Origin of the sequence: Microbacterium sp. NPDC089186, assembly GCF_040685115.1 — a bacterium.
In the GTDB taxonomy this organism is placed as follows: domain Bacteria; phylum Actinomycetota; class Actinomycetes; order Actinomycetales; family Microbacteriaceae; genus Microbacterium; species Microbacterium galbum.
Window position 1 is genome coordinate 801,221 of the sequence record NZ_JBFBHJ010000001.1, and the last position, 20,946, is coordinate 822,166.

A 20,946-nucleotide genomic window follows, 5' to 3' on the forward strand; every position below is an offset into this window, starting at 1 on the left:
CAACGCCTGGGGATAATAGGCGGTCGGCCGCCCGGTTTGAGTTAACGGCGCGCGCGACGTAGCCTTAGTCGGTTGACTTATGCCTATACGGCAGTACCGACCCCGTCCCCGGCAGAAGAGCATCGGGCGACACCACCTCCGGAGTGACCCATGAGCAAGCGCACCTTCCAGCCCAACAACCGCCGCCGCGCCAAGAAGCACGGCTTCCGCGCCCGCATGCGTACGCGTGCCGGCCGCAGCATCCTTTCGGCGCGTCGCGCCAAGGGCCGCACCGAGCTCTCGGCCTGACAGACCCGGTGCTCGCGAAGCCGAACCGACTCACCCGCGGATCGGACTACAAAGCCACAGTCCGACGGGGTTCTCGTTGTGCCGGAGCGCACACGATCACCTACGTCGGCTCGTCGGCCGAGACCGAATCGCCTCGCTTCGGCTTCATCGTGAGCCGACAGGTCGGCTCCGCTGTCACCCGCAACACCATCCGCCGCCGTCTCAAGGCGGTGTGCGCCGAGGCGCTCCCGTCCATCCGCGGGGGCGCCTCGATCGTCATCCGTGCACTTCCCTCCGCCGCCACGATCGACTACGCGACTCTTCGCGCCGACGTGGTGAGGTGCCTCGAACGAAAAGCGTCAGCATGAGCGCTTCGACACTCCCGACGTCCTCTACGGGGTCCGGTCGTTTCCGAGTGGATGCCGTCCTGGCATCCGTTCCGCTCCTTCCGCGTAACGCGGGGCTCGCGCTTCTGCACGCCTATCGCTCGACGATCTCGCACGTCTACGGCGACGTGTGCAAGTACTACCCGTCCTGCTCCGCCTATTCGGTGGGCGCCGTGCAGCAGCACGGACTCGTGAAGGGCATCGCGTTCACCGCGGCCCGTCTCGCACGGTGTCATCCCTGGGCTCAGGGTGGCATCGACGACGTCCGTCCTCACCGGGCCTTCCGCCACGAACTCACTCGGCACGGATTCGTCGTGCCCGCCCGAAAGGACTGATCGTGCAATTCGATCTCATTGGGACCATCCTCTGGCCGCTGAAATGGGCGGTCGAGCTCGTGCTGGTGGGCTGGCACGCGCTGTTCACGGCCCTCGGCATGCCGCCGGCGGCCGGTCTGACATGGGTGCTGTCGATCATCGGCCTGGTGCTGATCGTCCGCGCGGCGCTCATCCCGCTCTTCGTCAAGCAGATCAAGAGCCAGCGCAAGATGATGGAGATCGCTCCCGAGCTCCGTAAGGTGCAGGAGAAGTACCGGGGCAAGCGCGACCAGCTTTCGCGTGAGGCGATGAGCCGCGAGACGATGGCGCTCTACAAGAAGCACGGCACGACCCCCGTGTCCAGCTGCCTGCCGCTGCTGGTGCAGATGCCGATCTTCTTCGCCCTGTTCAGCGTGCTCAACGACGTGTCGAAGCACGCGGCGAGCGGTGTCGGCGGTGTGGGGCTGCTCACCCCCGAACTCACGACCGAGTTCTACGACGCGCGTCTGTTCGATGTGGCATCCATGCACGTGAACCTGGTCACCGCGTGGAGCCAGCCCGATGGACAGGTCACCGTCGCGATCCTTCTGACGCTGGTCGTGCTCATGATCGGCTCGCAGTTCTTCACCCAGCTGCAGATCATCTCGAAGAACCTGTCGCCCGAGGCCAAGACCGGTCAGGCGTACCAGATGCAGAAGATCATGCTCTACATCCTGCCGCTGGCCTTCATCTTCTCGGGTGTCTTCTTCCCGCTCGGCGTCGTCATCTACTGGTTCGTCAGCAACCTGTGGACGATGGTGCAGCAGTTCGTCGTCATCCGCGAGATGCCCACGCCCGGCTCGGACGCGGCCAAGGCCCGCGAAGAGCGTCTGGCCCGCAAGGGCAAGGCGATCGATTCCTCCGGCAAGGTCGTCCCGATCGAGAAGTACGAGGCGGAACAGCAGCGTCTCCTCGAGGAGGCCGAGCGCGCCCGCGCCGCAGCTCCGAAGCGCCAGCAGCCCGTGGGCAAGCAGCGTGCGAAGAAGCAGCAGTCCGCCAAGAACACCGGTGCCGCGGGTGGACCCGCCGGCAGCCCCGGCTCCTCCCCCGCTTCCTGACATCCGGAGATCACGATGACGACGTCCGATCAGATCGCCCCCGACCAGACCGCCGCCACCGAGGAGCAGCTCGAGCAGGAAGGCGACATCGCCGCCGACTACCTCGAGGGTCTTCTCGACATCGCCGACATCGACGGCGATCTGGCCATGGATGTCCGGGCCGGTCGCGCCTACGTCTCCGTTGAGGCGGAGGACACCGCCGCGCTCGCGAGCCTGTCCCACCCCGACACGGTCCAGGCGCTGCAGGAGCTGACCCGACTGGCCGTGCAGAACTCGACGGGTCGCTTCTCGCGGCTCATCCTCGACGTCGGGGGATCTCGTGACGCGCGGCAGCGCCAGCTCGAGACCCTGGTGGACCGTGCGATCGCGCGGTTGGACGAGGGTGCGTCGCAGGCGTCGCTGCCGGCGATGTCGAGCTATGAGCGCAAGCTCGTGCACGACATCGCCGCGGACCGCGGGTATTCGTCGGAGTCGTTCGGCGAGGGAGCCGATCGTCACACCGTGCTGCGCCGCGGCTGAGGCCGGACATGCCGGATCAGCTCGAGAACGAGCCGGCCGTCGCCGCATCGATCTTCGGCGAGAACATCGAGCGTGCTCGGCGGTTCACTCAGAACCTCGCGCGGCACGGCGAAGAGCGCGGGTTGATCGGTCCACTCGAGGTCCCTCGGCTGTGGACACGTCATATCCTGAACAGCGCGATCGCGGCGCCCTACTTCCACGGTCGGGCCGTCGACGTGGGCTCGGGGGCGGGTCTTCCCGGGCTGGTGCTGGCGATCGCCCGACCGGACGTCGCGTGGACCCTGATCGAGCCCATGGAACGCCGTACGGCATGGCTGTCCGAGCAGGTCGATGAGCTGTCCCTCTCAAACGTCACCGTGGAACGGATGCGCGGCGAGGAGTGGACCGGCGGTCGTGTCTTCGATGTCGCCACCGCTCGCGCGGTGAGCGCTCTTCGTACCCTGCTCCCCTTCACCGCGCCGCTCGTTCGACCTCAGGGACGTCTGGTCTTTCTCAAGGGCGCCAACGTCGGCGCGGAGCTGGAAGCGGCGTCGAAGCAGGTGCGGAAGTTCGGGCTGGAGGACGTGTCGATCGAGGTGGTCGGGGAGGGCGTGCTCGACGAGCCGACGCGGGTATTCGTGGCAACCGTGTCGCGCTGAGAAGCGCACACCTCGAAAACGTTCCTGATCAGGAATTTAGTTGGTCAGTTCTATTGCCTTTCGTCTGACGTAGGTTTGTCGCTCCCTCTTGTCGGGCCTGAGTGGTGTCGTGTCTCATACGGACTTCGACCAGTTGAGCCTCTATCTGTCGACGTTCCGATGATCGTCACAGCGGTCCAGACGCCGGCCGTGAGGGGTGCAGGCGGAGTACGGGTTCTGCGAATGTGCCGGTTTGTCTGTTGTGGGCGGTCGCGTTAAAAGCCGCACGTGTCCGACCGTGGACCGGTGGCGCTTGTCGAGGGATCGCGCGCCCACACGCTGGCCGGGCGTCGGGTCCCTGACCGCGTGACCCACTCCGAGCGGGTTGTTCGATCGTCTGCGTCGAGCGAGGAAGGTCTGACCGGTCGGGCGTTCGCTCGCCGGAGCCGCGGCCTACCGCAGGTGCTTCGCCTTAGGCGGCCGAGAGGGATCTCGATCAAGTGTGGGCACATGGCCACTCCCCCGCCGCGAATCGTCCGGCTTCGCCTGCGTAGCCGGAACGAGAACCTCGGTGGCTATCGGTCAAGGCACTGCGCCGGGCGCCATCGAGGAGTGAACAAGAGGGGGCGAGCTTCAAGCCCTTGTTCACTGCCGTGAAGACTTTGGTTCCGTCACGACAGCGGACTGTGCTCGGCGCGCGGCGAGGAAGAGAAGTGCTGGCATTCACACTCAGGGTGCTTTGATTCGAGGTCAGCTCGGCACCAGAGAACTCAACGTTGGGCCGGCGGCGCGCAGGAACCGGGCCTGGTCGTGACTCCCGATCTCCCCCGGTATGGCGCGTCAATCAATTTCTGCCCGTCTTCGAGAGACGGGCCGTTTCACGTGAAACAGAAGCTCTGGTGGGCCGGAGCGTGGGGCCGATGTCGACGTGCATTGAGTCGTGCCGGATCTCGGGCTTTCACTCTCTTCGTGAGGCCGGATGTCGTGCGGAGACGGGTTCGGTTCGGCAGCCGCGCGAGGTCGCGACGATCTCCATCGAACGGTCTGATTGCCCCCTGCACATCGCCGGTGGTGAGGCGTGATGACGGAGCGACGGGGCGCTTTGTGCTTTGCGGTCCGCGGCATGCGGGGCAGGTTCCGGTGGGATTCCGCCCGCCTTACGCCACGCTTTCCCCGGATGCCCTCGAGCTGCGTGACACGTGACACCCCTGAATGAGGAGACCCAGTCCCTGCTTTGCTGGGGGGTTTCCCCTCACCTCCACGCAGTGCAGTGCTTCGCGCCGGGACGAAAGAGAGAAGATTCGGCATCGGCCTGCGGTGTGTGGTGGCGAGCTCCGACGTGGAGCTCTCACGCGACATACGGGCGAGAACGAACGCGCCGCCGCACGTCCGCCAGATCATCGCTTTGGAGTTCCGCCGGCAGCGGAGCGCGGAGGGGTCGCCGAGACGCCGTGCCGAGACTCGGTGCCGAGACCCGTTCCCGGGACGTCGGCGGGGATCGTGGCTCGCTCCGTCGATTGGCCGTTAGATCGTGCTGGCGGCCGACCGCTCCTCCCCCGCGTGTGTTGGTTCCCCAACGGGCCGTGGGTGGCCTCTCAGGATGATTGCGGGTGGTGATTTCCGGGCTTTCCAGCGGCATCGGATGTCGTGGCTTGTCGGTGGGATTCCGTGGGGGCCTCGTGACGCGATCATGAGCGAAGCGCCCGTGCGGCTGGATCGGCGCAACCCCGGATAGACGCGACTGTTCAGAGGTGCGGCGCGACGTACGAGGTTGACGAGTTGCTAGCCATCTCCGGGCTATCTGCTGGCCCGCTGTGCCGCTTCAAGGCTAGGGCGCAGGGCGGGCGATCGGGCCGCCCGCTGGACGCCTCGACGACGGAATCGCTGCGCCCAGCGCTGCGGTCGAATCGGTCGGGATGGGCCTGAGGTCGATGGGAGTTCGCGGACGGGGGGCGCCCGTTCCGCCTCAAAAGTTTTGTCTTCCCTCCGCCCCACGCCTGACGATGGCGCAAGACGCAGGAGGGAGAGCTGACACACTGCTGCGTCGAAGGTGCCAGAGATTCGGTGGTCGCAGATGCGATGAGGTGGTGGTCCGAGACGTTCGACGTCCGAAATTCTCGATATGCTCCGTCCCCATAGCCGGACAGCGGGCGACTATCTGGTCGGCTCACGGTAGTCACCTTGAGGCCGATGACGTGGCAATTCGGATTTCTAGAGTCACCTCCGGAATGTTTCACGTGAAACAGCGTGCGTTTCCCCACCCGAGCTGGCCATACGTCTCGTGTCGATGGACTGGAAAATTCAAGTCGGGCGAGGCCGCGCTACAACCTCGTTGTTCGGCGTGCGTGGGAGCGAGTCTGTCGCGTGAAGGCTCCCCACCGGCGCGTGCGCGGGATTCCTTCGGTGTTGATCCGGAGCTGTTGCGAGGTGGAGCACCAGAGATCGACCCTGCACTCAGGCTCGTTGAACCGACCCCTCCGCGACTCCCCTCGATCCGCTTCAAACGTTCATGCGCCGCCGGCTCGACCACGAGCATGCGACCAGGGCGGGGCGAGTGCTGGTTGCCGGTCGTCCCCACGAGGGCCCATGGAGAGTCGTATCGCCCGGACCGACCCTCGGATCGCGCCGAAGTCCCGCCGGATGACGTGACCGTGCGCCGTGGCTGTCGCGCAGCGTTCCACGTGAAACATGGTCGCTCTCCCCCGACCTTGACACTCGTCACTCAACGAGTATCGGTGCAAGGGTTGTCCGGCTGGAGACCGCACGCGGACGTGGATGCGCCAGTGTGAGGGGTGCGTGCCGGTGAGGGTAGGCCGCTGAATCTGTGCTGCCGGAGGGTCGGACGATTCCGTGAGTGCGAAGTTCGCGGCGGGTGCGCCAACCTCGGGGACATGGAGACAGCGAGCTGGTCCAATGGGTACACGATGCCGCCCGCGGTACGGCGGCGCTCAGGCTGCGGCAGCATCGACGAGATAGGACGAGCCTGAAAGCCGCCCTCACGGAATCGTCGAGAGTCTCGGAGGGGTGAGACCCGCATCACACGACAGACCCGATATGGGTCGGAGTGGGACGTCAGTAGGCCCCACCCGGGTAGTCTCCCGTCTCGGCGCTTCGTGGAGGTGAGACGCGCGACCGTGGCGCGCGCGGGAGGACGGAACCCGGACACTAGCGGTTTGGAGGTGCGTCGGTGACCTGCGTGGTCTCCCTCAGGGCGGCGTTTCGAGGCACAAGGCGAAGTCGTGGCCGCGGGTTCGCCACGGTGGCGGCCGGTGTGGCGTTTCTGCCGCGGTGAGAGGTCAGGGATTACGGATGAATGAGAGGCCACGGACACAGTGGACGCCGTTCGCGCAGATGTCTCATCGTCATCTCTGTGTCGACGCGCGAGCTTGGCTGACGGAATGTCGGAACGGCGAGGCCAGCGCGTCAACGGTCATGTTCCGCGCTGTGACGGTAGGTGGGGCCATGTCCGGCGGCTGCTGGAGTGCCGCCGTCGAGCCGGGTGAGCAATTCGTTCGCCCCCCTTGAGTGTTGGCTGAATCCTGCATCTCTGGACCCGGGGGGCGGGCGGCGCGCGCTGGGCCGCCAGCTTCATGTGGGCGGGTTACGCGCGCGGGGTGTCACTCATGTGGCGTCGGCTGCCTTGCTCACCGTCCACCGATGGGGGAAACCCCCCTTCCTATGGACTCCACCAGCTTTGCGGCTTGGTGGCATTGGGCAATGGTTAGCCGCTGCGACAGTCGCAGCTCGCGGAACAGGATGAGGGCGAAGAGACCTCACCAGGGTAAGGACCCGGACAATTTCATCGGCATGCTTCACACCGGCGTGCTGCGCTCGGTCAGTGCAGTGGTGTGAGACAAGAATCCTCGATCGGTCGATAGCACACCAATACACCTGACGTGCACGGACGGGCGAAAACGTAGTGGCGGCGGATCGCGTCGACCAAGGCCCTTGAGAGGCCTACCACGTGCGCCAGCCGATGACTCTCTCCAGAAGACGACCAGACGCGCGGGCGCCCGCTACCCCAGCGCGTTTCACGTGAAACATCGCACCGGAGTGCACCGGGTGGTGACGCACAAATCCAGCTCGGTTCGTGACCTGCTCGTCGATCCCGAAGTGGGAGTGGCGAGGTGAGATGTCGACAAGCCAAGCCGCGCGGTTAGCGGCGACTTCGTCGCTCGTGCCAACGTTTCACGTGAAACATCTCTGCATCACACCGTCTCCGATCAAGGGAGCTTGCGCCGCCTTCTCAATCTCGTCGTCGGCTACGTAGAGGGCGCGTCGTATCCCCAGAGACGCTCACACCGATCTTCCACGTGTTCGGGCGCCGTGGCGGACCAGACGCGATCACAGGTATGCCGAATCATTTAGGCGTAGTGATGATCCGTCCGGGTTTGGCGAGTGATCGCATCCAGACTCCCCTACCGTGAACCGTCGCCTCTCGGCGAGAACTACAGCTCCGCGGAAAGACATGCTCGGAGCGGGGGTGGGTGCATAGATCACGGCGTAAACCTCCGGTGAATTGGTGCTCCACCCACCGACTTTCTGTCTGTGGCGCAGTTAGGCGTGCAGGCTGTATCAACAAACCGCCGTTCTGAAGGGGAGGTACTCGAGCCCACGCCCGCAATAGCGGCACGAGCCGGATTGATCGTCGACGTGCAGGAGTGGTCTTGCAGTGTCGCCGACTGAGGCGGAGCGCCCCGTGTGCGGCCTCTCGAGCGTGTAGCGCCTGAGTCTCGTGTCGACCGTTCACGCCACGCGTTTCAGCGCAGTGGGCAACATCCCTTCCGGCAACCGGTGAGAGAGGTGCGGTCGAAGTCGTCCGGCAAGGGAACGCGCGTCGGTCTCACGAGACCGACCAGACCGTCCGTTTCCGCTGAGCCCGATAAACGGCTCATCGCGATCACCGCGCCGTGGGGCGCTTATCGGTACTGGAGTCGATGCTCGTCGAATGACGACGGGCGTCGATTGACGACGGGGCCGCGCCGGAGTCATCGCGCCTTACCGTGTCGGTCCATCGTCTGTGTGGTCCTTGTCAGGTACGTGGACGCGGCGGTGTCGGGAGGCTGAACGACGCACCCGGTAGGCACGTCGCGCCTGGCGTCCACACGGAGACGAGCAGTCGGCGCCGCTCATGCACCGTGGGGCTGAGCGAACGTTCTCGCCGCCACCTCAACTCCCGAACCGCCGAGCCTCGCCACGTCCATAAGTCATCGTGCAGCGCATATCGCGCGGGTAGACTGGGCAAGTTCGTGACGGAGAGGTGTGTTTCACGTGAAACAGTCCGATGAGGCGCCCGCGTCGTCCTTCTCACTCGACGACTCCCCCATCGCTCGCGAGATCGCCGATCTGTCTGCTCGTCGTCGCGCGCTAGAGGCCGCGAAGGTGGAGCTCTCGGGCCGCACGCGCGTGTTCACCGTGTCGAATCAGAAGGGCGGCGTCGGTAAGACGACCACCGCCGTCAATGTCGCCGCGGCTTTGGCATCCGTCGGGGCCCGCGTTCTCGTCATCGACCTGGATCCTCAAGGAAATGCGTCGACAGCGCTGGGTGTCGCGCACACCGCCGACACCCCCAGCATCTACGACGTCCTGATCGACGAGTTCCCCCTCGCTGACATCATTCAGACCAGTCCGGAGTCGCCGAACCTGCTTTGTGCTCCGAGCACCATTCATCTTGCCGGAGCGGAGATCGAGCTCGTTTCTCAGGTGGCGCGCGAGCACAGGTTGCGCGGCGCCCTGCGGGACTACTTGGCGATCGAGGACAACCATCTCGACTTCGTCATCATCGACTGCCCGCCCTCCCTCGGCCTGCTGACGATCAACGCCTTCACTGCAGCGGACGAGGTGATAATCCCCATTCAGTGCGAGTACTACGCGCTGGAGGGTCTGAGCCAGCTTCTGGGTAGTGTGCAGATGATTCAGAAACACCTGAATCCGACGCTCCACGTTTCGACGATCCTGTTGACCATGTACGACGGGCGCACTCGCCTGGCCCAGCAGGTGGCCGAGGAAGTCCGCTCGCACTTCACCAGCGAGGTGCTCGACACGGTCATCCCACGTTCTGTCCGGGTCTCTGAGGCACCGAGCTTCGGGCAGACGGTCATCGCGTACGATGGCCAGTCAGCGGGCGCCATCGCCTACCGCGAAGCAGCGGTGGAGATCGTCGCACGAGACACCACGAAGAAGGGTTCCTGATGGCGAAGAGGACCGGACTGGGTCGCGGCATCGGCGCCCTCATCCCCACGGCGGAACCCTCGGAGGCGCGCCCTGTCGATGTGTTCTTCCCCGAGGGGAACGCGACCACGCAGAACGACTCCTCCGCGAACAATGGTGCTGCTGAGGACACCCTCGTCTCCGTCCCCGGCGCGCGGCTCGTGCACATCGATCCGAAGTCGATCGTTCCGAATCCTCGTCAGCCACGAACACACTTCGATCCCGATGATCTCGCCGAGCTCATCCACTCCGTTCGCGAGTTCGGGGTTCTTCAGCCCGTCGTGGTCCGTGACAAGGGTGACGGTACCTACGAACTCATCATGGGCGAGCGACGCACGCGAGCCTCGCGCGAGGCCGGCTTGGAGACGATCCCCGCTGTCGTGCGTGAGACGGACGACGAATACCTGTTGCGCGACGCGCTTCTCGAGAACCTGCACCGTTCGCAGCTCAATCCCCTCGAAGAAGCCTCCGCGTATCAGCAGCTCCTCGAGGACTTCGGGATCACTCAGGAGGAGCTCGCGACGCGTATCGGGCGCTCCCGCCCACAGATCAGCAACACCATCCGACTTCTCAAGCTGCCGGTCCCGGTGCAGCAGCGAGTTGCCGCGGGAGTTCTGAGCGCGGGCCATGCTCGCGCGATCCTCTCCCTCGACGACGCCAAAGAGATGCAGAAGCTCGCCGACAAGATCGTGAACGAGGATCTGTCGGTGCGTGCCGCCGAGGCGGCCGCCAAGATGCCCGGTATCGCCCCGGTCCGCCAGAAGCCGACCGCCGGATCGCGCCGTTCAGGACTCGACGACGTCGCCGATCGTCTCGGTGACCGACTCGACACGAAGGTGCGTGTCTCGCTGAGCGCTAAAAAAGGCCAGATCAGCATTGATTTCGCGAGCATTCAAGACCTCAACCGAATTCTTGCGGCACTCGGCGAGGAAAGCTACACCGGCTGATCCTCGCCGTGCATCCGCGGGGAGCGAACGGCCCCGGGCCCTGATGTCGGCGGTGCAACGTACGCTGGAATGGTGACCGCGAACGATGAGAACCTGCGCCGTCGCGCCAGCCTCGAGCTTCTGCGCGCCGAGGCGTCCGACGAACTGGCGGTGCTGATTCACGAGCGCCTGCGCGGTGGCGAAGACCCGTGGGACTTCATGGAAGACCTGCCCAGCGTCGATGAACTCGTCGTCTTGACTCTGCGAGCCGAGAACATCGCCGAGAACGGGGGTGTCCGCCCGAACAAGGCGCGCAACTACCGCGTCCTGCGCCAGATCGCTCTCGACTACCCCGCCCTCACGCGCGCTGTGTGGCGCATTCTGGGCGACGAAGAGCCACATCGACGCTGGGACGCGTCGGCGCGTCTCGACGCGTTCTGAACGCCGCACACGCCGTTGCGAACGGCGACGGACAGGACGCCCTCGGCACGTCCGTCGTCTGATGGGTGAGGCCAAGGCCGCGGAGACGACGCCGGGCTCGACACGCCTCTGATGACTAAGACGGGCCCCCCGGATCCTCAAGCTTCGTGGTCGGGCGCATCGCATGCGACCGCGCCGAGGGAGCTACGGTGCCCGCGCCGAGGGAGCTACGGTCCCGGCGCCGACAACGGCCTCCCCGCACGTCCTGATTCCACCGGCCGTGCTCCCGACGGTCCAGTCGCGATCGAGAAGACGTGCGGAGCACGGCATCCGGACGTCACGGCGTCCGACTCCCCCTGATCGATCATGCCGCGCGAGCACTCGCGAGCGGCTCGGGCGCGAGCGGCGTCTCGCCGGTCATCGTGTGGTCCATATGCCCACACGCGCCGACAGGCGGCATCCGGGCCTCACGAAAAGCACCACAGGAGTGCGGAGACGACGAGAGCCCCGACACCGAAGTACCGGGGCTCTCGTCGTGCGAAGAGGGACTCAGCCGATGAACGGGGCCAGGTCCTGCTCGAGCGCGTACTTCGGCTTCGCGCCGATGATGGTCGTCTTGACCTCACCGCCGTGAAAGACCTTCATCGCGGGGATCGAGGTGATCTGGTACTTCATCGCGAGGTCGGGGTTCTCGTCGACGTTGAGCTTGAGGACGGTGATCTTGTCAGCGTTCTCGCTCTGGATTTCGTCGAGCACGGGCGCGACCATGCGACACGGTCCGCACCACTCAGCCCAGAAGTCCACGAGAACGGGTCCGTCGGCCTGCAGGACGTCCTGCTCGAAGGTCGCGGAGGTCGTCGCCTTGGCGGTCATGTGATTTCTCCTTAGATGAGATCGTCAGTGTGTGAAAACGCAGGTGAGTGCGTTTTTGTTCCTCAGACCACGGCGGCGTCGGGGAGGCCCTCGATCGGGCTCTCGGCGACGGCGGGCTCGCCGGCCTCCCCGCGAGCGGCGAGGAAGTGCTCCACGTCGAGAGCAGCCACCGTGCCGCTTCCGGCAGCCGTGATGGCCTGGCGGTACGTCGGATCGATGACGTCACCGGCGGCGAAAACGCCCTCGACCGACGTGCGCGACGAGCGACCGTCGACCCAGATGGTGCCCTGGTCGGTGAGCTGCAGCTTGTCGTGCACGAGGTGCGTACGCGGGTCGTTGCCGATCGCGACGAACAGTCCGTCGAGGGGCAACTCGCGCGTGGTGTCGTCGATGGTGGAGCGCAGGCGAACGCCGTTCACAGCTTCGTCGCCGAGGATCTCGTCGACCGCGCTATTCCAGATGAACTCGATCTTGGGGTTCGCGAAGGCGCGCTCCTGCATGATCTTCGACGCCCGCAGCGAGTCCTTGCGGTGGATGACGTAGACCTTCGACGCGAACTTCGTGAGGAAGTTCGCCTCCTCCATCGCGGAGTCGCCACCGCCGACCACGGCGATCGTGCGGTCGCGGAAGAAGAACCCGTCGCAGGTGGCGCACCAGGACACGCCACGGCCGGACAGGCGGTCTTCGCCCTCGAGGCCGAGCTTGCGGTAGGCCGACCCCGTGGCGTAGATGACCGAGACGGCCTCCTCCACCTTCCCGCTGCCGAGCGTGACCTTCTTGACCGGTCCGTCGAGCTCGAGCGAGACGACGTCGTCGTAGAGCACCTGCGCACCGAAGCGCTCTGCCTGCGCCTGCATCTTGGCCATGAGGTCAGGACCCTGGATGCCGTCGGGGAAGCCGGGGAAGTTCTCGACCTCGGTGGTGTTCATGAGGTCGCCGCCGGCTTCGACCGAGCTCGCGACGACGAGGGGCTCGAGGTTGGCGCGGGCCGCGTAGATCGCAGCCGTGTAGCCGGCCGGGCCGGATCCGATGATGATGACGTGACGCACGGTAGCGCGTTCCCTTCGTTGATTCCGCCGGATGAAACCCATGCTAGCCCTGGGGTATTCCGGGGGCGGGGGGCTAGCGCTCGGGGAGGAACCGCCGACCGAGCGCGAGCGCCGGGGCGAGTTCGGGAGTGCGGAAGAGGGCCAGGATGCCGAGGTACACGACGAGGACGACTCCCCCGACGAGCGCCGAGCCGAGGGCACCCGTCAGGCGATCCGCGGAGAGCCAGCCCTCGGGACCGCCGCAGAGCAGGACGACTCCCCACCCCGCCGCACCGGCCGGGATGCCGACCAGGATGAAGCGGAAGAGGGGCAGAAGCCATTCACGGATGCCGATGCCCCCGAGCCGACGGTTGAGGATCGCGGTCGCGATGATCACCTGGACGAGGCTCGAAAGCGACTGGCCGAGAGCGACCGCGGCCGCGAGTTCGGTGACCGGGAGGAGGCCGGCATCCAGAGCCCAGCCCGCGCCGAGGGCGGTCACCGCGACCAGGACGCCCTGCACGAGCGTGAAGAAGAACGGCGTCCGCGTGTCGTTGTAGGCGTAGAAGGTGCGCTGGATCACGAACAGCACGGCGAGGGGCAGAAGACACACCAGGAAGCACAGGAGGACCGGAGCCGCGGCGACGGCCTCGCGCGAGTCGTTGGTGAAGATGCGCGAGGCGGGAACGGATGCCGCGACCAGTGCCGCCGTGGCGGCGACGATGAAGAGCCCGAGCACCCGGATGCTGCGGATGATGTCGTCGCGCACGCGGTCGTCACGACCGGCCGCGGCGTGCTCGCTCAGCTGCGTGAAGTAGGGGGTACCGATCGACAGCACGATGAGCGAGTACGGGAGCATGAACACCAGCCACGCGTTCTGCGAGGCGAGGACGGCGGGACCGTTCCCGGATGCCTCGAAGAGGACGCGGCTCTGCACGATCCCCGCGAGCTGGCCGATGATGACCATGAGGAACGTCCACCCGGCCAGCCGGCCGATGTGTCGCAGGCCCACACCGCGCCACTGGAAGTCGGGCCGCAACTGCAGACCCGCGCGTCTCCAGAACACGAGTAGGACGATCGTCTGCAGCACGATGCCGCCGGTCGCGACCCCGCCGAGGAGCGCGATCATGGCGGGCGTCCACTGATCGACGGCCGTGTTCGGTCCCCCGAAGATCAGCAGAAAGACGCCGAAACCGACGAGCGAGACGACGTTGTTGACGATGGGCGCCCACGTGTACGGCCCGAAGACCTTGCGCGCGTTGAGAACCTCACCGAGCAGCGAATACAGACCGTAGAAGAAGATCTGCGGAAGGCACCAGTACGCGAAGGCCGTGGCGAGGGCGATCTGATCGGGAGCCGCGCTCGCGGGCGTGTACAGCGCGACGATCCACGGAGCGGCGATCATCGCCAGGGCCGTGGCGATCAGGAGGATGACGGTGCCGAGGGTGAACAGCTTCGAGATGAACGCGCGTCCGCCGTCGGAGTGGGACGCGGCTTTGACGATCTGCGGCACGATGACCGCGGTCAAGACGCCCGTCGAGATGATCGCGTAGATCGCGTTCGGCAGGGAGTTGGCCAGACCGAACGCGTCGCCGGCATAGCTCTGGACCGAACCGACGATCGCGACGAGCACGACCTGGCGCAACAGACCACTCAGCCGGGACACGATGGTGCCCGCCCCGATGAGCACGCTCGCCCGTCCGATACTGCTCACGGGCGTGTCTCCTGCTCGATGTCGGTGTCACCGGCGGGGGCGTCCGGATCGGCGCCCTCGGGGTCGCCGTCGTGGGGGTCGATGTCGGAGGGATCCGCGTCGTCGGGATCGGCGTCGCCGCGCCCGTCGGCATCCGGATCCTTGTTCCCCACCCCGTCGACGGCGTCGTGGTCTTCTTCGGGTGGCGCAGCTGCGGCGCGACGACGGCGCGCGACGGTGCGGACCACGCCGAGACTCAAGAACGCCACCACCAGCACGATGATGGCGATGAGGCCGATGCTCTCCCACTCGGCGCGCACCTCGACGTCGACGGCCTGCGGCTGTCCGATCGGCTCGCCGGTGGGGCTGAACAGCTGCAGGTCGACGCCGACCTCGCCGTTGGCGATGCGCGCCTCGACCGGTACCTCGACACGGGTGTTCGCCGAGGCCTGTGCGTCGACGGTGGTGTGGTCCTGCACGCGCAGGCGCGCGTCGTCGGGGCGTACCGACAGGACCACCGTGACCGGCCAGGGGAGGTCGTTGCGCACCCAGGGGCGCAGCGGCGCACTCGAGCTGACGAGGCGGAAGTCGGAGGACAGGATGCCGACCGAGTCGAGCGTCGTGGACGTCGCGGCGCGATGGTCGGAGACGGCCTTGCGGGCGGCATCCCCCGTCCAGGAGATGTTCGTGACCTGCAGGACCTCGGCGCGCTCGCGGCCGGTGAGCAGTTCGGGCTGATCGAGGATCGTGGCGAAGCGGTCGACGACCTGTTCGTCGTCGAGCAGGGCGCTCACCTCGCTGACCCGCGCGTCATCGACCGCGGGCTCGGTGAGGGCGATCTCGGATGCCGGCAGCTCCGCGAGGGTCGCCAGGCGCGAGCCGGCGAACCCCGGCGCGGTGGCGATGAGCCCGAGGGTGGCGCGCAGACTCACGCGCGAGCGATCCGTCCCGCGGTCCAGGACGGCGAGGACGGGCTGTTCGCCGGTCGCGGCGCGGGCCATGGCCAGGTATCCCTGGGCGGCTGCGAGCGAGGAGCCGCGCAGCGTGGCGTCATTCTGTCCCGCGGCGTCGGCGAGGGCGCGCGACACCTCGGCGTCGTACACGGGCGTCGATACTCCCCCGACGGATGCGGCGGCCTGACGCGCGCCCCCGGCCACGCTCGTCGACGGCACGAGCACGTGAGCGGGGTCGTCGGCGGTGCCGAGGGCTCCGAGCGCCGCGACGGTGTCCGAGCCGGCGGAACCGGTGGACGGCCAGTACACGTTCGCCGTCGCGGTGCCGATGTCGAGCAGTGTCGCGATCGAGGGGTACGTCGGCTGCCCCGGCGTCGACGCCGGTGAGGGGTCGGGGGTGGAGACGGCCGAGACGGCCGGGGCCGGCTGGGTGAAGTCGGCGGCGGCCATGTACGTCTGCAGCGATGTCGGACTGAGCGGAGCGGACAGGCCGGCGCGCAGCTGCGCGGCGACGTCGGAGTCGCCGAACTGCAGGGCGAAGCGGTCGTTCGGCAGGCCGAGCAGCCGCTGCAGCCAGGCCACCGCGGTGGGTGGGGCGGACGAGCCCAGCACGCGGATCGCGGCCGGGATCGCGGGGTCGATCGCCAGGGTCGCCCCCGTGCCGTCGACCGCGTCGAGCTGCGCCGAGAGTGCGCCGTCGACGGCGGTGAGCTCGGCGAGCTCATTCGCCGTCAGCAGGCCCCGGGTGAGGGGGGCGGCGGTGATGGGGACGACGAGGGCGATGGGCGTCTGGGCGCCGGTGTCGGCGGGGACGACGATCACGCTCGCGGCCGCGAGGCCGACGCTCGCGGCGGTCACCTGCACGGGGTAGACGCCCGCGACACGACCCGCCAGAGCCGCATCGGTCGCCGCTACCGCGAGGGTGGTGGTGCTCTGCGCGCCGGCGGGAGCGGCATCCACCGACCCGGTCGCGACCTGCTGGACGCTCACTCCGGTCGCATCGCCGCTGAGCCAGCGCTCGAGGGCCGCGTCGTCGGGGAGCGGGTCGCGACCGATCCCCAGGGCGACAGGCGTGGAGACGGCGCTCGAGGAACCCGCGGTGAGGGTCGTGACGACCGACAGAGCGTCGCCGGATCGGAGGATGCCGTTCGCGGCGGGCGCTGCGGACAGGGTCGCCGGGGTGGCCGATGAGGAGGGAGACGGGGTGGCGTCGGCGACGGCGGTCGAGGCCGGGAGCGCGACGCCCAGGACCACGGCGAATGCCGCGAGGGTCGCCAGCAGCCGGCGCGTGCGAGGGCGCCGTGGCACGGGTGAGCCCGAAGGCGGGGAAGTCACGGTCATACGAGCGTCGGTGCAGGAGGGGGCCTCCTACCGCGTCGAGTCTAGGACGCGTCCCTTCACGCCCGCCGATAGCCTCGCGCAGACGGTTGAATGGACCGGTGCTCCCTGAACCCGATTCCCAGCTCTGCGACGCGCTCGCCTCCGACCTTCGCGCGGCGGGTTACTCCAGCGCCGCCCTGCGGGAAGCATGGGGCGAGCAGGCGGATGACGCCGTGGCCCGGGGGCTGCGCGGGCCGGCGGAGCGCGCACTCGGCGCTCGCGACGACGCTCTCGCAGTTCTGGGGCGCCTGTGGGGTCTGGGCCTCGCGGTTGCGCGGAGGAAGGCCGCCGCGGCACTGCCCGCACTCGGTGTCGAGGGAGCCGAGGCGTTGGGCCTGCTGACCCTGACCGGCGATGACGCGCGACCCGCGGTGCTCGTGCGACCGCAGGCTTTCGCCGACGACGCGGGCGAGGTGGAGTGGTGGATCGCGAGCGATCTCGACGAGGCGGCCCTCGGCGGTCCCCTCCCGGAGGACCATGTGCTGGGGGTCGGCGGGGCGTCGCAGACCCTCGCCCGGCTGCAGATCACGCGCCGCGGCGGCACCGCGCTCGACCTGGGCACGGGCTGCGGCATCCAGGCACTGCGTCTGCGGCGGCTGGTGGACCGCGTCGTCGCGACCGACATCTCCGTGCGCGCGCTGCGTTTCACCCGACTCAACGCCCTGCTGAACGGCGTGGACGGCATCGAGACGCGGCTCGGCTCGCTCTTCGAGCCGGTGGCTGACGAGACGTTCGACCGGGTGGCATCCAATCCTCCCTTCGTCATCACCCCGCGCGTCGAGGGGGTTCCCGCGTACGAATACCGCGACGGAGGCATGGAGGGCGACGCTCTCGTGGCCACCGTGGTCCGCGAGGTCGGGGCGCATCTGTCGCCGGGCGGTGTGGCGCAGTCGCTCGGCAACTGGGAGTACCACGAGGGCGAGTCGGGGCTCGACCGCGTGCGCGGATGGGTCGGCGACGGGCTCGACGCCTGGGTGATCGAGCGCGAGGTGCTGGATCCGCTGGCGTATGCGGAGCTGTGGGTTCGCGACGGGGGGACCGTGCCCGGAACCCCCGCCTACGCCCGCCTCATCGAGGCCTGGCTCGACGACTTCGCGCGACGTGGAGTGACCGGGGTCGGGTTCGGGTACGTGCTGGTGCGCCGGCCGCTCGCCGGTGGCCCGACGCTCGCGCGCTACGAACGCGTGGCGGGCGGCGGCGAGGCGGGATTCGGACCGTATCTCGCGGACTGCCTCGCCGCGCACGATCGTGCCGCGCTGCTCGACGACGACGACCTCGCCGACAGCCTGCTGCGCGTCGCGCCCGACGTCACCGAGGCCCGCCACCATCGGCCCGGTGAGGGCGATCCCTCGGTCATCGAGCTGCGGCAGGGCGGCGGCTTCGCTCGGACGATCGAGGTCGATCCGGCTCTGGCCGCGCTCGTCGGCGCGTGCGACGGCGACCTGCCCGTGGGGACCCTCGTCGACGCGATCGCCCAGCTGATGGAGGTGGATGCCGCGCACCTCCGCGCGGATCTCCTCCCCCGCGTGCGCGAGCTGCTGGTGACCGGCTTCCTGTCTTTCGAGGACTGATCCGCGGCGGTTCTCCGAGCGCCGTCCCCGCCGCGGGCGCACGGATGTCGTCGTCATGCTCAGCCCGCTGAGAGCCGTCGGCGCCCCCGGTTAGGCTCGAAGGCATGCTGAACATGGCCGAGGGTCTCGCGCGCCTCGAGGAGCTCGCCGCGCATCCCGTCGTCTCCGCGGTCGCCGACGCCTTCGCCGGCGCGGGCCGTGACCTGGCGATCGTGGGCGGCCCGGTCCGCGACGCCCTCCTGGGGCGCCTCACCCATGACTTCGACTTCACGACCGACGCTCGCCCCGACGAGATCCTCGCGCTGATCAAGCCCATCTCCTCGGTGCAATGGGACGTCGGTCGTGCCTTCGGAACGATCGGCGCACGCGTCAAGGGCGAGCAGGTCGAGATCACGACGTTCCGCGCCGACAGCTACGACGGCGTCACCCGCAAGCCCACGGTGGAGTTCGGCGACACCCTCGAGGCCGACCTCAGCCGCCGCGACTTCACGGTCAACGCCATGGCGCTGCGCGTACCCGCCCGCACCCTCGTCGACCCGACGGGCGGGGTCGAAGACCTGCTCGCCGGCCGCCTCCGCACGCCGATCGATCCGGCCGTGAGCTTCGGCGACGACCCGCTGCGCATGCTGCGCGCGGCCCGCTTCTCGTCTCAGCTCGAGTTCGCGGTCGATCCCGCGACGCTCGACGCCGTCCATGAGCTGCGCGCGTCTCTGTCGATCGTCAGCCCGGAACGGGTGCAGGCCGAGCTCGTGCGGCTGCTGCAGACCGACGATCCCGTGCGGGGGATCCGCGTGCTCGTCGAGACCGGGCTCATCGAGGAGTTCCTGCCCGAGGTCCCGGCCCTCCGCCTCGAGGTCGACGAGCACCACCACCACAAAGACGTCTACGAGCACTCCCTCACGGTGCTGCGCCAAGCCATCGGGCTCGAGAAGAAGCGTCACCCGGATGCCGCTCCCGACGTGCCGCTGCGCCTGGCGGCCCTGCTGCACGACATCGGCAAGCCCGCCACCCGGCGTCTCGAGGCCGGAGGTGGTGTCACCTTCCACCACCACGACCTCAAGGGCGCGCGCATGGCCCGTAAACGCCTCCAGGCGCTGCGTTTCGACGCCGCGACCACGACGGTCGTCTCGCGCCTGGTCGAGCTGCACCTGCGGTTCTTCGGCTACGCCGAGGGCGCGTGGACGGATGCCGCGGTCCGGCGGTACGTGCGCGACGCCGGCGACGAGCTGGAACGTCTGCACATCCTCACGCGGGCCGACGTGACCACGCGCAACAAGCGCAAGGCCCAGCGCCTGGCATCCGCCTACGACGACATCGAGGCTCGCATCGCCGCGCTGCGCGAGCAGGAGCAGATCGATGCGATCCGCCCCGAGCTCGACGGCAACCAGATCCAGCAGATTCTCGGGCTCGGGCCCGGTCGCGAGGTGGGTGAGGCGTACCGCTTCCTGCTCGACCTGCGTCTCGACGAGGGAGTGCTCGGCGAGGACGAGGCCGAGAAGCGCCTGCGGGAGTGGTGGGCGGGGCGGGGCTGAGACCCGCGAACGTCGAGGGGGTGGCATCCCTGGACCGGATGCCACCCCCTCGACGTTTCTGTCAGGGAACCACGACCGCCCGGCCGCGCACCTGTCCCTTGTGCAGCTTCGCGTACGCCTCGACGGCGCCGTCGAAGCCGTAGCGCTCCACGTGCACACCCACCGCGCCGCTGCGCGCGAGATCGAGCACCTCGATGAGCTCGCTGCGGGTGCCCCAGTACGGCGCACGCACGGCCGCGCCCATCGGCGTGGAGAAGAAGCCGGCGGGCAGGATGCCGCCTCCGATGCCGACGATGTGGATGAAGCTGTCGAGACCGGCGACGGCACGGGCGAGATCGATGGTCGGCTGCACGCCCACGAAGTCGAAGACCGCGGTGGCGCCGAGGCCGTTCGTCAGCTCGCGGATACGGTCGGCGGCGTGCTCGTCGGAGGTGACCGCGTGGTGCGCGCCCACCTCGCGCGCGAGGGCGAGCTTGTCGTCGCCGAGGTCGACCGCGATCACCGTCGCCTGCGTGATGGCGCGGAGGATCTGCACCCCCACGTGACCGAGGCCGCCGACGCCGATCACGACGGCGGTCGCCCCGGGATACAGCTTCTCCTTGGCCGCGACGATCGCGTGATACGGCGTCAGCCCCGCGTCGGTCAGTGAGACGGTCTCGACGGGGTCGAGGTCGCCGAGCGGCGCGAGGTGTCGCGGGTCGTCGACGATGACGTACTCGGCCATGGCACCCGGGCTGCCGAGTCCCGGAGGGGTGATCCCCATCTCGGCCGCGTACGGGCAGTAGTTCTCGGCGCCCTGGGCGCACGCGTGACAGCGACCGCACCCCCACGGCCCGTAGATGGCGTAGGCCTCGCCGATGTTCACGCCGTCGACGCCCTCGCCGAGCTCGTCGACGATGCCGGCCCCCTCGTGGCCGAGCGTGAGCGGCAGGCCGTAGGTGTACTGGTCCTCCGGAAGGTCCATCACGAACCAGTCCGAGTGGCACAGCCCCGCGGCCGTGACCTTCAGTCGCACCTGGCCCGGACCCGCGTGGGGCTCCTCGATGTCGACCACCTCGGGGCCCTTGCCGATCTCGCGATACTGCACTGCCTTCATGGCATCCCTTTCTCTCGGTCCATTCACGCTGCCTCGACCCTCCCGCGTCGACGACGGGGTTGAC

General features: G+C 68.0%; 16 protein-coding genes. 11 read left to right on the top strand and 5 right to left on the bottom strand.

Translation table 11 applies throughout. From position 1 onward, the window contains the following. Positions 1 to 150 precede the first annotated feature (150 nt). From rpmH to AB0N82_RS03885, 9 genes are all read left to right on the top strand, one after another. Positions 151 to 288 (top strand): 50S ribosomal protein L34, encoded by a 138-nt coding sequence (gene rpmH / locus AB0N82_RS03845; protein WP_005054680.1) that lies wholly within the window; start codon positions 151 to 153, stop codon positions 286 to 288. Between the two features lie 8 nt (positions 289 to 296). Further along, the gene (rnpA, locus tag AB0N82_RS03850) at positions 297 to 635 is read left to right on the top strand and encodes a ribonuclease P protein component (protein WP_315994124.1); all 339 of its coding nucleotides are present in this window, start codon (positions 297 to 299) and stop codon (positions 633 to 635) included. Next, a complete protein-coding gene (yidD, locus tag AB0N82_RS03855; RefSeq protein ID WP_315994125.1) occupies positions 632 to 988 on the top strand; it encodes a membrane protein insertion efficiency factor YidD in 357 nt (118 codons plus the stop codon). The genes rnpA and yidD overlap by 4 nt, the downstream gene beginning before the upstream one ends. Positions 989 to 990: 2 nt before the next feature. Next, positions 991 to 2,064 carry a membrane protein insertase YidC gene (gene yidC / locus AB0N82_RS03860; protein WP_315994126.1) on the top strand — a complete coding sequence of 358 codons (1,074 nt, stop codon included), beginning with the start codon at positions 991 to 993 and terminating at the stop codon, positions 2,062 to 2,064. A gap of 15 nt (positions 2,065 to 2,079) precedes the next feature. Further along, positions 2,080 to 2,583: a R3H domain-containing nucleic acid-binding protein gene (locus AB0N82_RS03865; RefSeq protein WP_363388328.1), complete on the top strand. Its 504-nt coding sequence runs from the start codon at positions 2,080 to 2,082 to the stop codon at positions 2,581 to 2,583. Between the two features lie 8 nt (positions 2,584 to 2,591). Continuing rightward, complete coding sequence (gene rsmG, locus AB0N82_RS03870; RefSeq protein WP_315994128.1) at positions 2,592 to 3,221, top strand: 16S rRNA (guanine(527)-N(7))-methyltransferase RsmG; 630 nt, start codon at positions 2,592 to 2,594, stop codon at positions 3,219 to 3,221. Positions 3,222 to 8,471: 5,250 nt separating this feature from the next. After that, positions 8,472 to 9,392, top strand: coding sequence for an AAA family ATPase (locus AB0N82_RS03875; RefSeq protein WP_363388333.1), 921 nt, complete (start codon positions 8,472 to 8,474; stop codon positions 9,390 to 9,392). Then, on the top strand, positions 9,392 to 10,357 hold the full coding sequence (locus AB0N82_RS03880; RefSeq protein WP_363388337.1) for a ParB/RepB/Spo0J family partition protein: 966 nt from the start codon (positions 9,392 to 9,394) through the stop codon (positions 10,355 to 10,357). The genes AB0N82_RS03875 and AB0N82_RS03880 overlap by 1 nt, the downstream gene beginning before the upstream one ends. 69 nt (positions 10,358 to 10,426) lie before the next feature. After that, on the top strand, positions 10,427 to 10,777 hold the full coding sequence (locus AB0N82_RS03885; RefSeq protein WP_363388340.1) for a tryptophan synthase subunit alpha: 351 nt from the start codon (positions 10,427 to 10,429) through the stop codon (positions 10,775 to 10,777). Between the two features lie 528 nt (positions 10,778 to 11,305). Here AB0N82_RS03885 and trxA read toward each other — a convergent pair. From trxA to AB0N82_RS03905, 4 genes are all read right to left on the bottom strand, one after another. Further along, the gene (gene trxA / locus AB0N82_RS03890) at positions 11,306 to 11,629 is read right to left on the bottom strand and encodes a thioredoxin (protein WP_315994132.1); all 324 of its coding nucleotides are present in this window, start codon (positions 11,627 to 11,629) and stop codon (positions 11,306 to 11,308) included. Between the two features lie 62 nt (positions 11,630 to 11,691). Beyond that, positions 11,692 to 12,678, bottom strand: coding sequence for a thioredoxin-disulfide reductase (gene trxB, locus AB0N82_RS03895; RefSeq protein WP_363388344.1), 987 nt, complete (start codon positions 12,676 to 12,678; stop codon positions 11,692 to 11,694). 73 nt (positions 12,679 to 12,751) lie between these two features. Then, the gene (gene murJ / locus AB0N82_RS03900; RefSeq protein WP_363388349.1) at positions 12,752 to 14,371 is read right to left on the bottom strand and encodes a murein biosynthesis integral membrane protein MurJ; all 1,620 of its coding nucleotides are present in this window, start codon (positions 14,369 to 14,371) and stop codon (positions 12,752 to 12,754) included. After that, entirely contained in the window at positions 14,368 to 16,611 is a 2,244-nt protein-coding gene (locus tag AB0N82_RS03905; protein WP_363388352.1) for a DUF6049 family protein, read from the bottom strand. Before AB0N82_RS03905 ends, murJ begins: the two co-directional genes overlap by 4 nt. A gap of 131 nt (positions 16,612 to 16,742) precedes the next feature. Here AB0N82_RS03905 and AB0N82_RS03910 point away from each other — a divergent pair, with 131 nt between their 5' ends. Both AB0N82_RS03910 and AB0N82_RS03915 read left to right on the top strand, forming a co-directional pair. Then, the gene (locus tag AB0N82_RS03910) at positions 16,743 to 18,254 is read left to right on the top strand and encodes a methyltransferase (RefSeq protein ID WP_363388355.1); all 1,512 of its coding nucleotides are present in this window, start codon (positions 16,743 to 16,745) and stop codon (positions 18,252 to 18,254) included. A 104-nt stretch (positions 18,255 to 18,358) separates the two neighbouring features. Further along, entirely contained in the window at positions 18,359 to 19,786 is a 1,428-nt protein-coding gene (locus AB0N82_RS03915; protein WP_363388358.1) for a CCA tRNA nucleotidyltransferase, read from the top strand. A gap of 61 nt (positions 19,787 to 19,847) precedes the next feature. On the opposite strand, the gene AB0N82_RS03920 is transcribed toward AB0N82_RS03915, so the two are convergent. After that, the gene (locus AB0N82_RS03920; RefSeq protein WP_363388361.1) at positions 19,848 to 20,882 is read right to left on the bottom strand and encodes an NAD(P)-dependent alcohol dehydrogenase; all 1,035 of its coding nucleotides are present in this window, start codon (positions 20,880 to 20,882) and stop codon (positions 19,848 to 19,850) included. Positions 20,883 to 20,946: the final 64 nt, after the last annotated feature.

Bases quoted from the DNA above. Each gene is read 5' to 3' on its own strand.
- rpmH (WP_005054680.1), top strand. From the start codon at position 151: ATGAGCAAGCGCACCTTCCAGCCCAACAACCGCCGCCGCGCCAAGAAG.
- yidD (WP_315994125.1), top strand. From the start codon at position 632: ATGAGCGCTTCGACACTCCCGACGTCCTCTACGGGGTCCGGTCGTTTC.
- AB0N82_RS03865 (WP_363388328.1), top strand. From the start codon at position 2,080: ATGACGACGTCCGATCAGATCGCCCCCGACCAGACCGCCGCCACCGAG.
- rsmG (WP_315994128.1), top strand. From the start codon at position 2,592: ATGCCGGATCAGCTCGAGAACGAGCCGGCCGTCGCCGCATCGATCTTC.
- AB0N82_RS03880 (WP_363388337.1), top strand. From the start codon at position 9,392: ATGGCGAAGAGGACCGGACTGGGTCGCGGCATCGGCGCCCTCATCCCC.
- AB0N82_RS03885 (WP_363388340.1), top strand. From the start codon at position 10,427: ATGGTGACCGCGAACGATGAGAACCTGCGCCGTCGCGCCAGCCTCGAG.
- trxA (WP_315994132.1), bottom strand. From the start codon at position 11,629: ATGACCGCCAAGGCGACGACCTCCGCGACCTTCGAGCAGGACGTCCTG.
- AB0N82_RS03915 (WP_363388358.1), top strand. From the start codon at position 18,359: ATGCTGAACATGGCCGAGGGTCTCGCGCGCCTCGAGGAGCTCGCCGCG.
- AB0N82_RS03920 (WP_363388361.1), bottom strand. From the start codon at position 20,882: ATGAAGGCAGTGCAGTATCGCGAGATCGGCAAGGGCCCCGAGGTGGTC.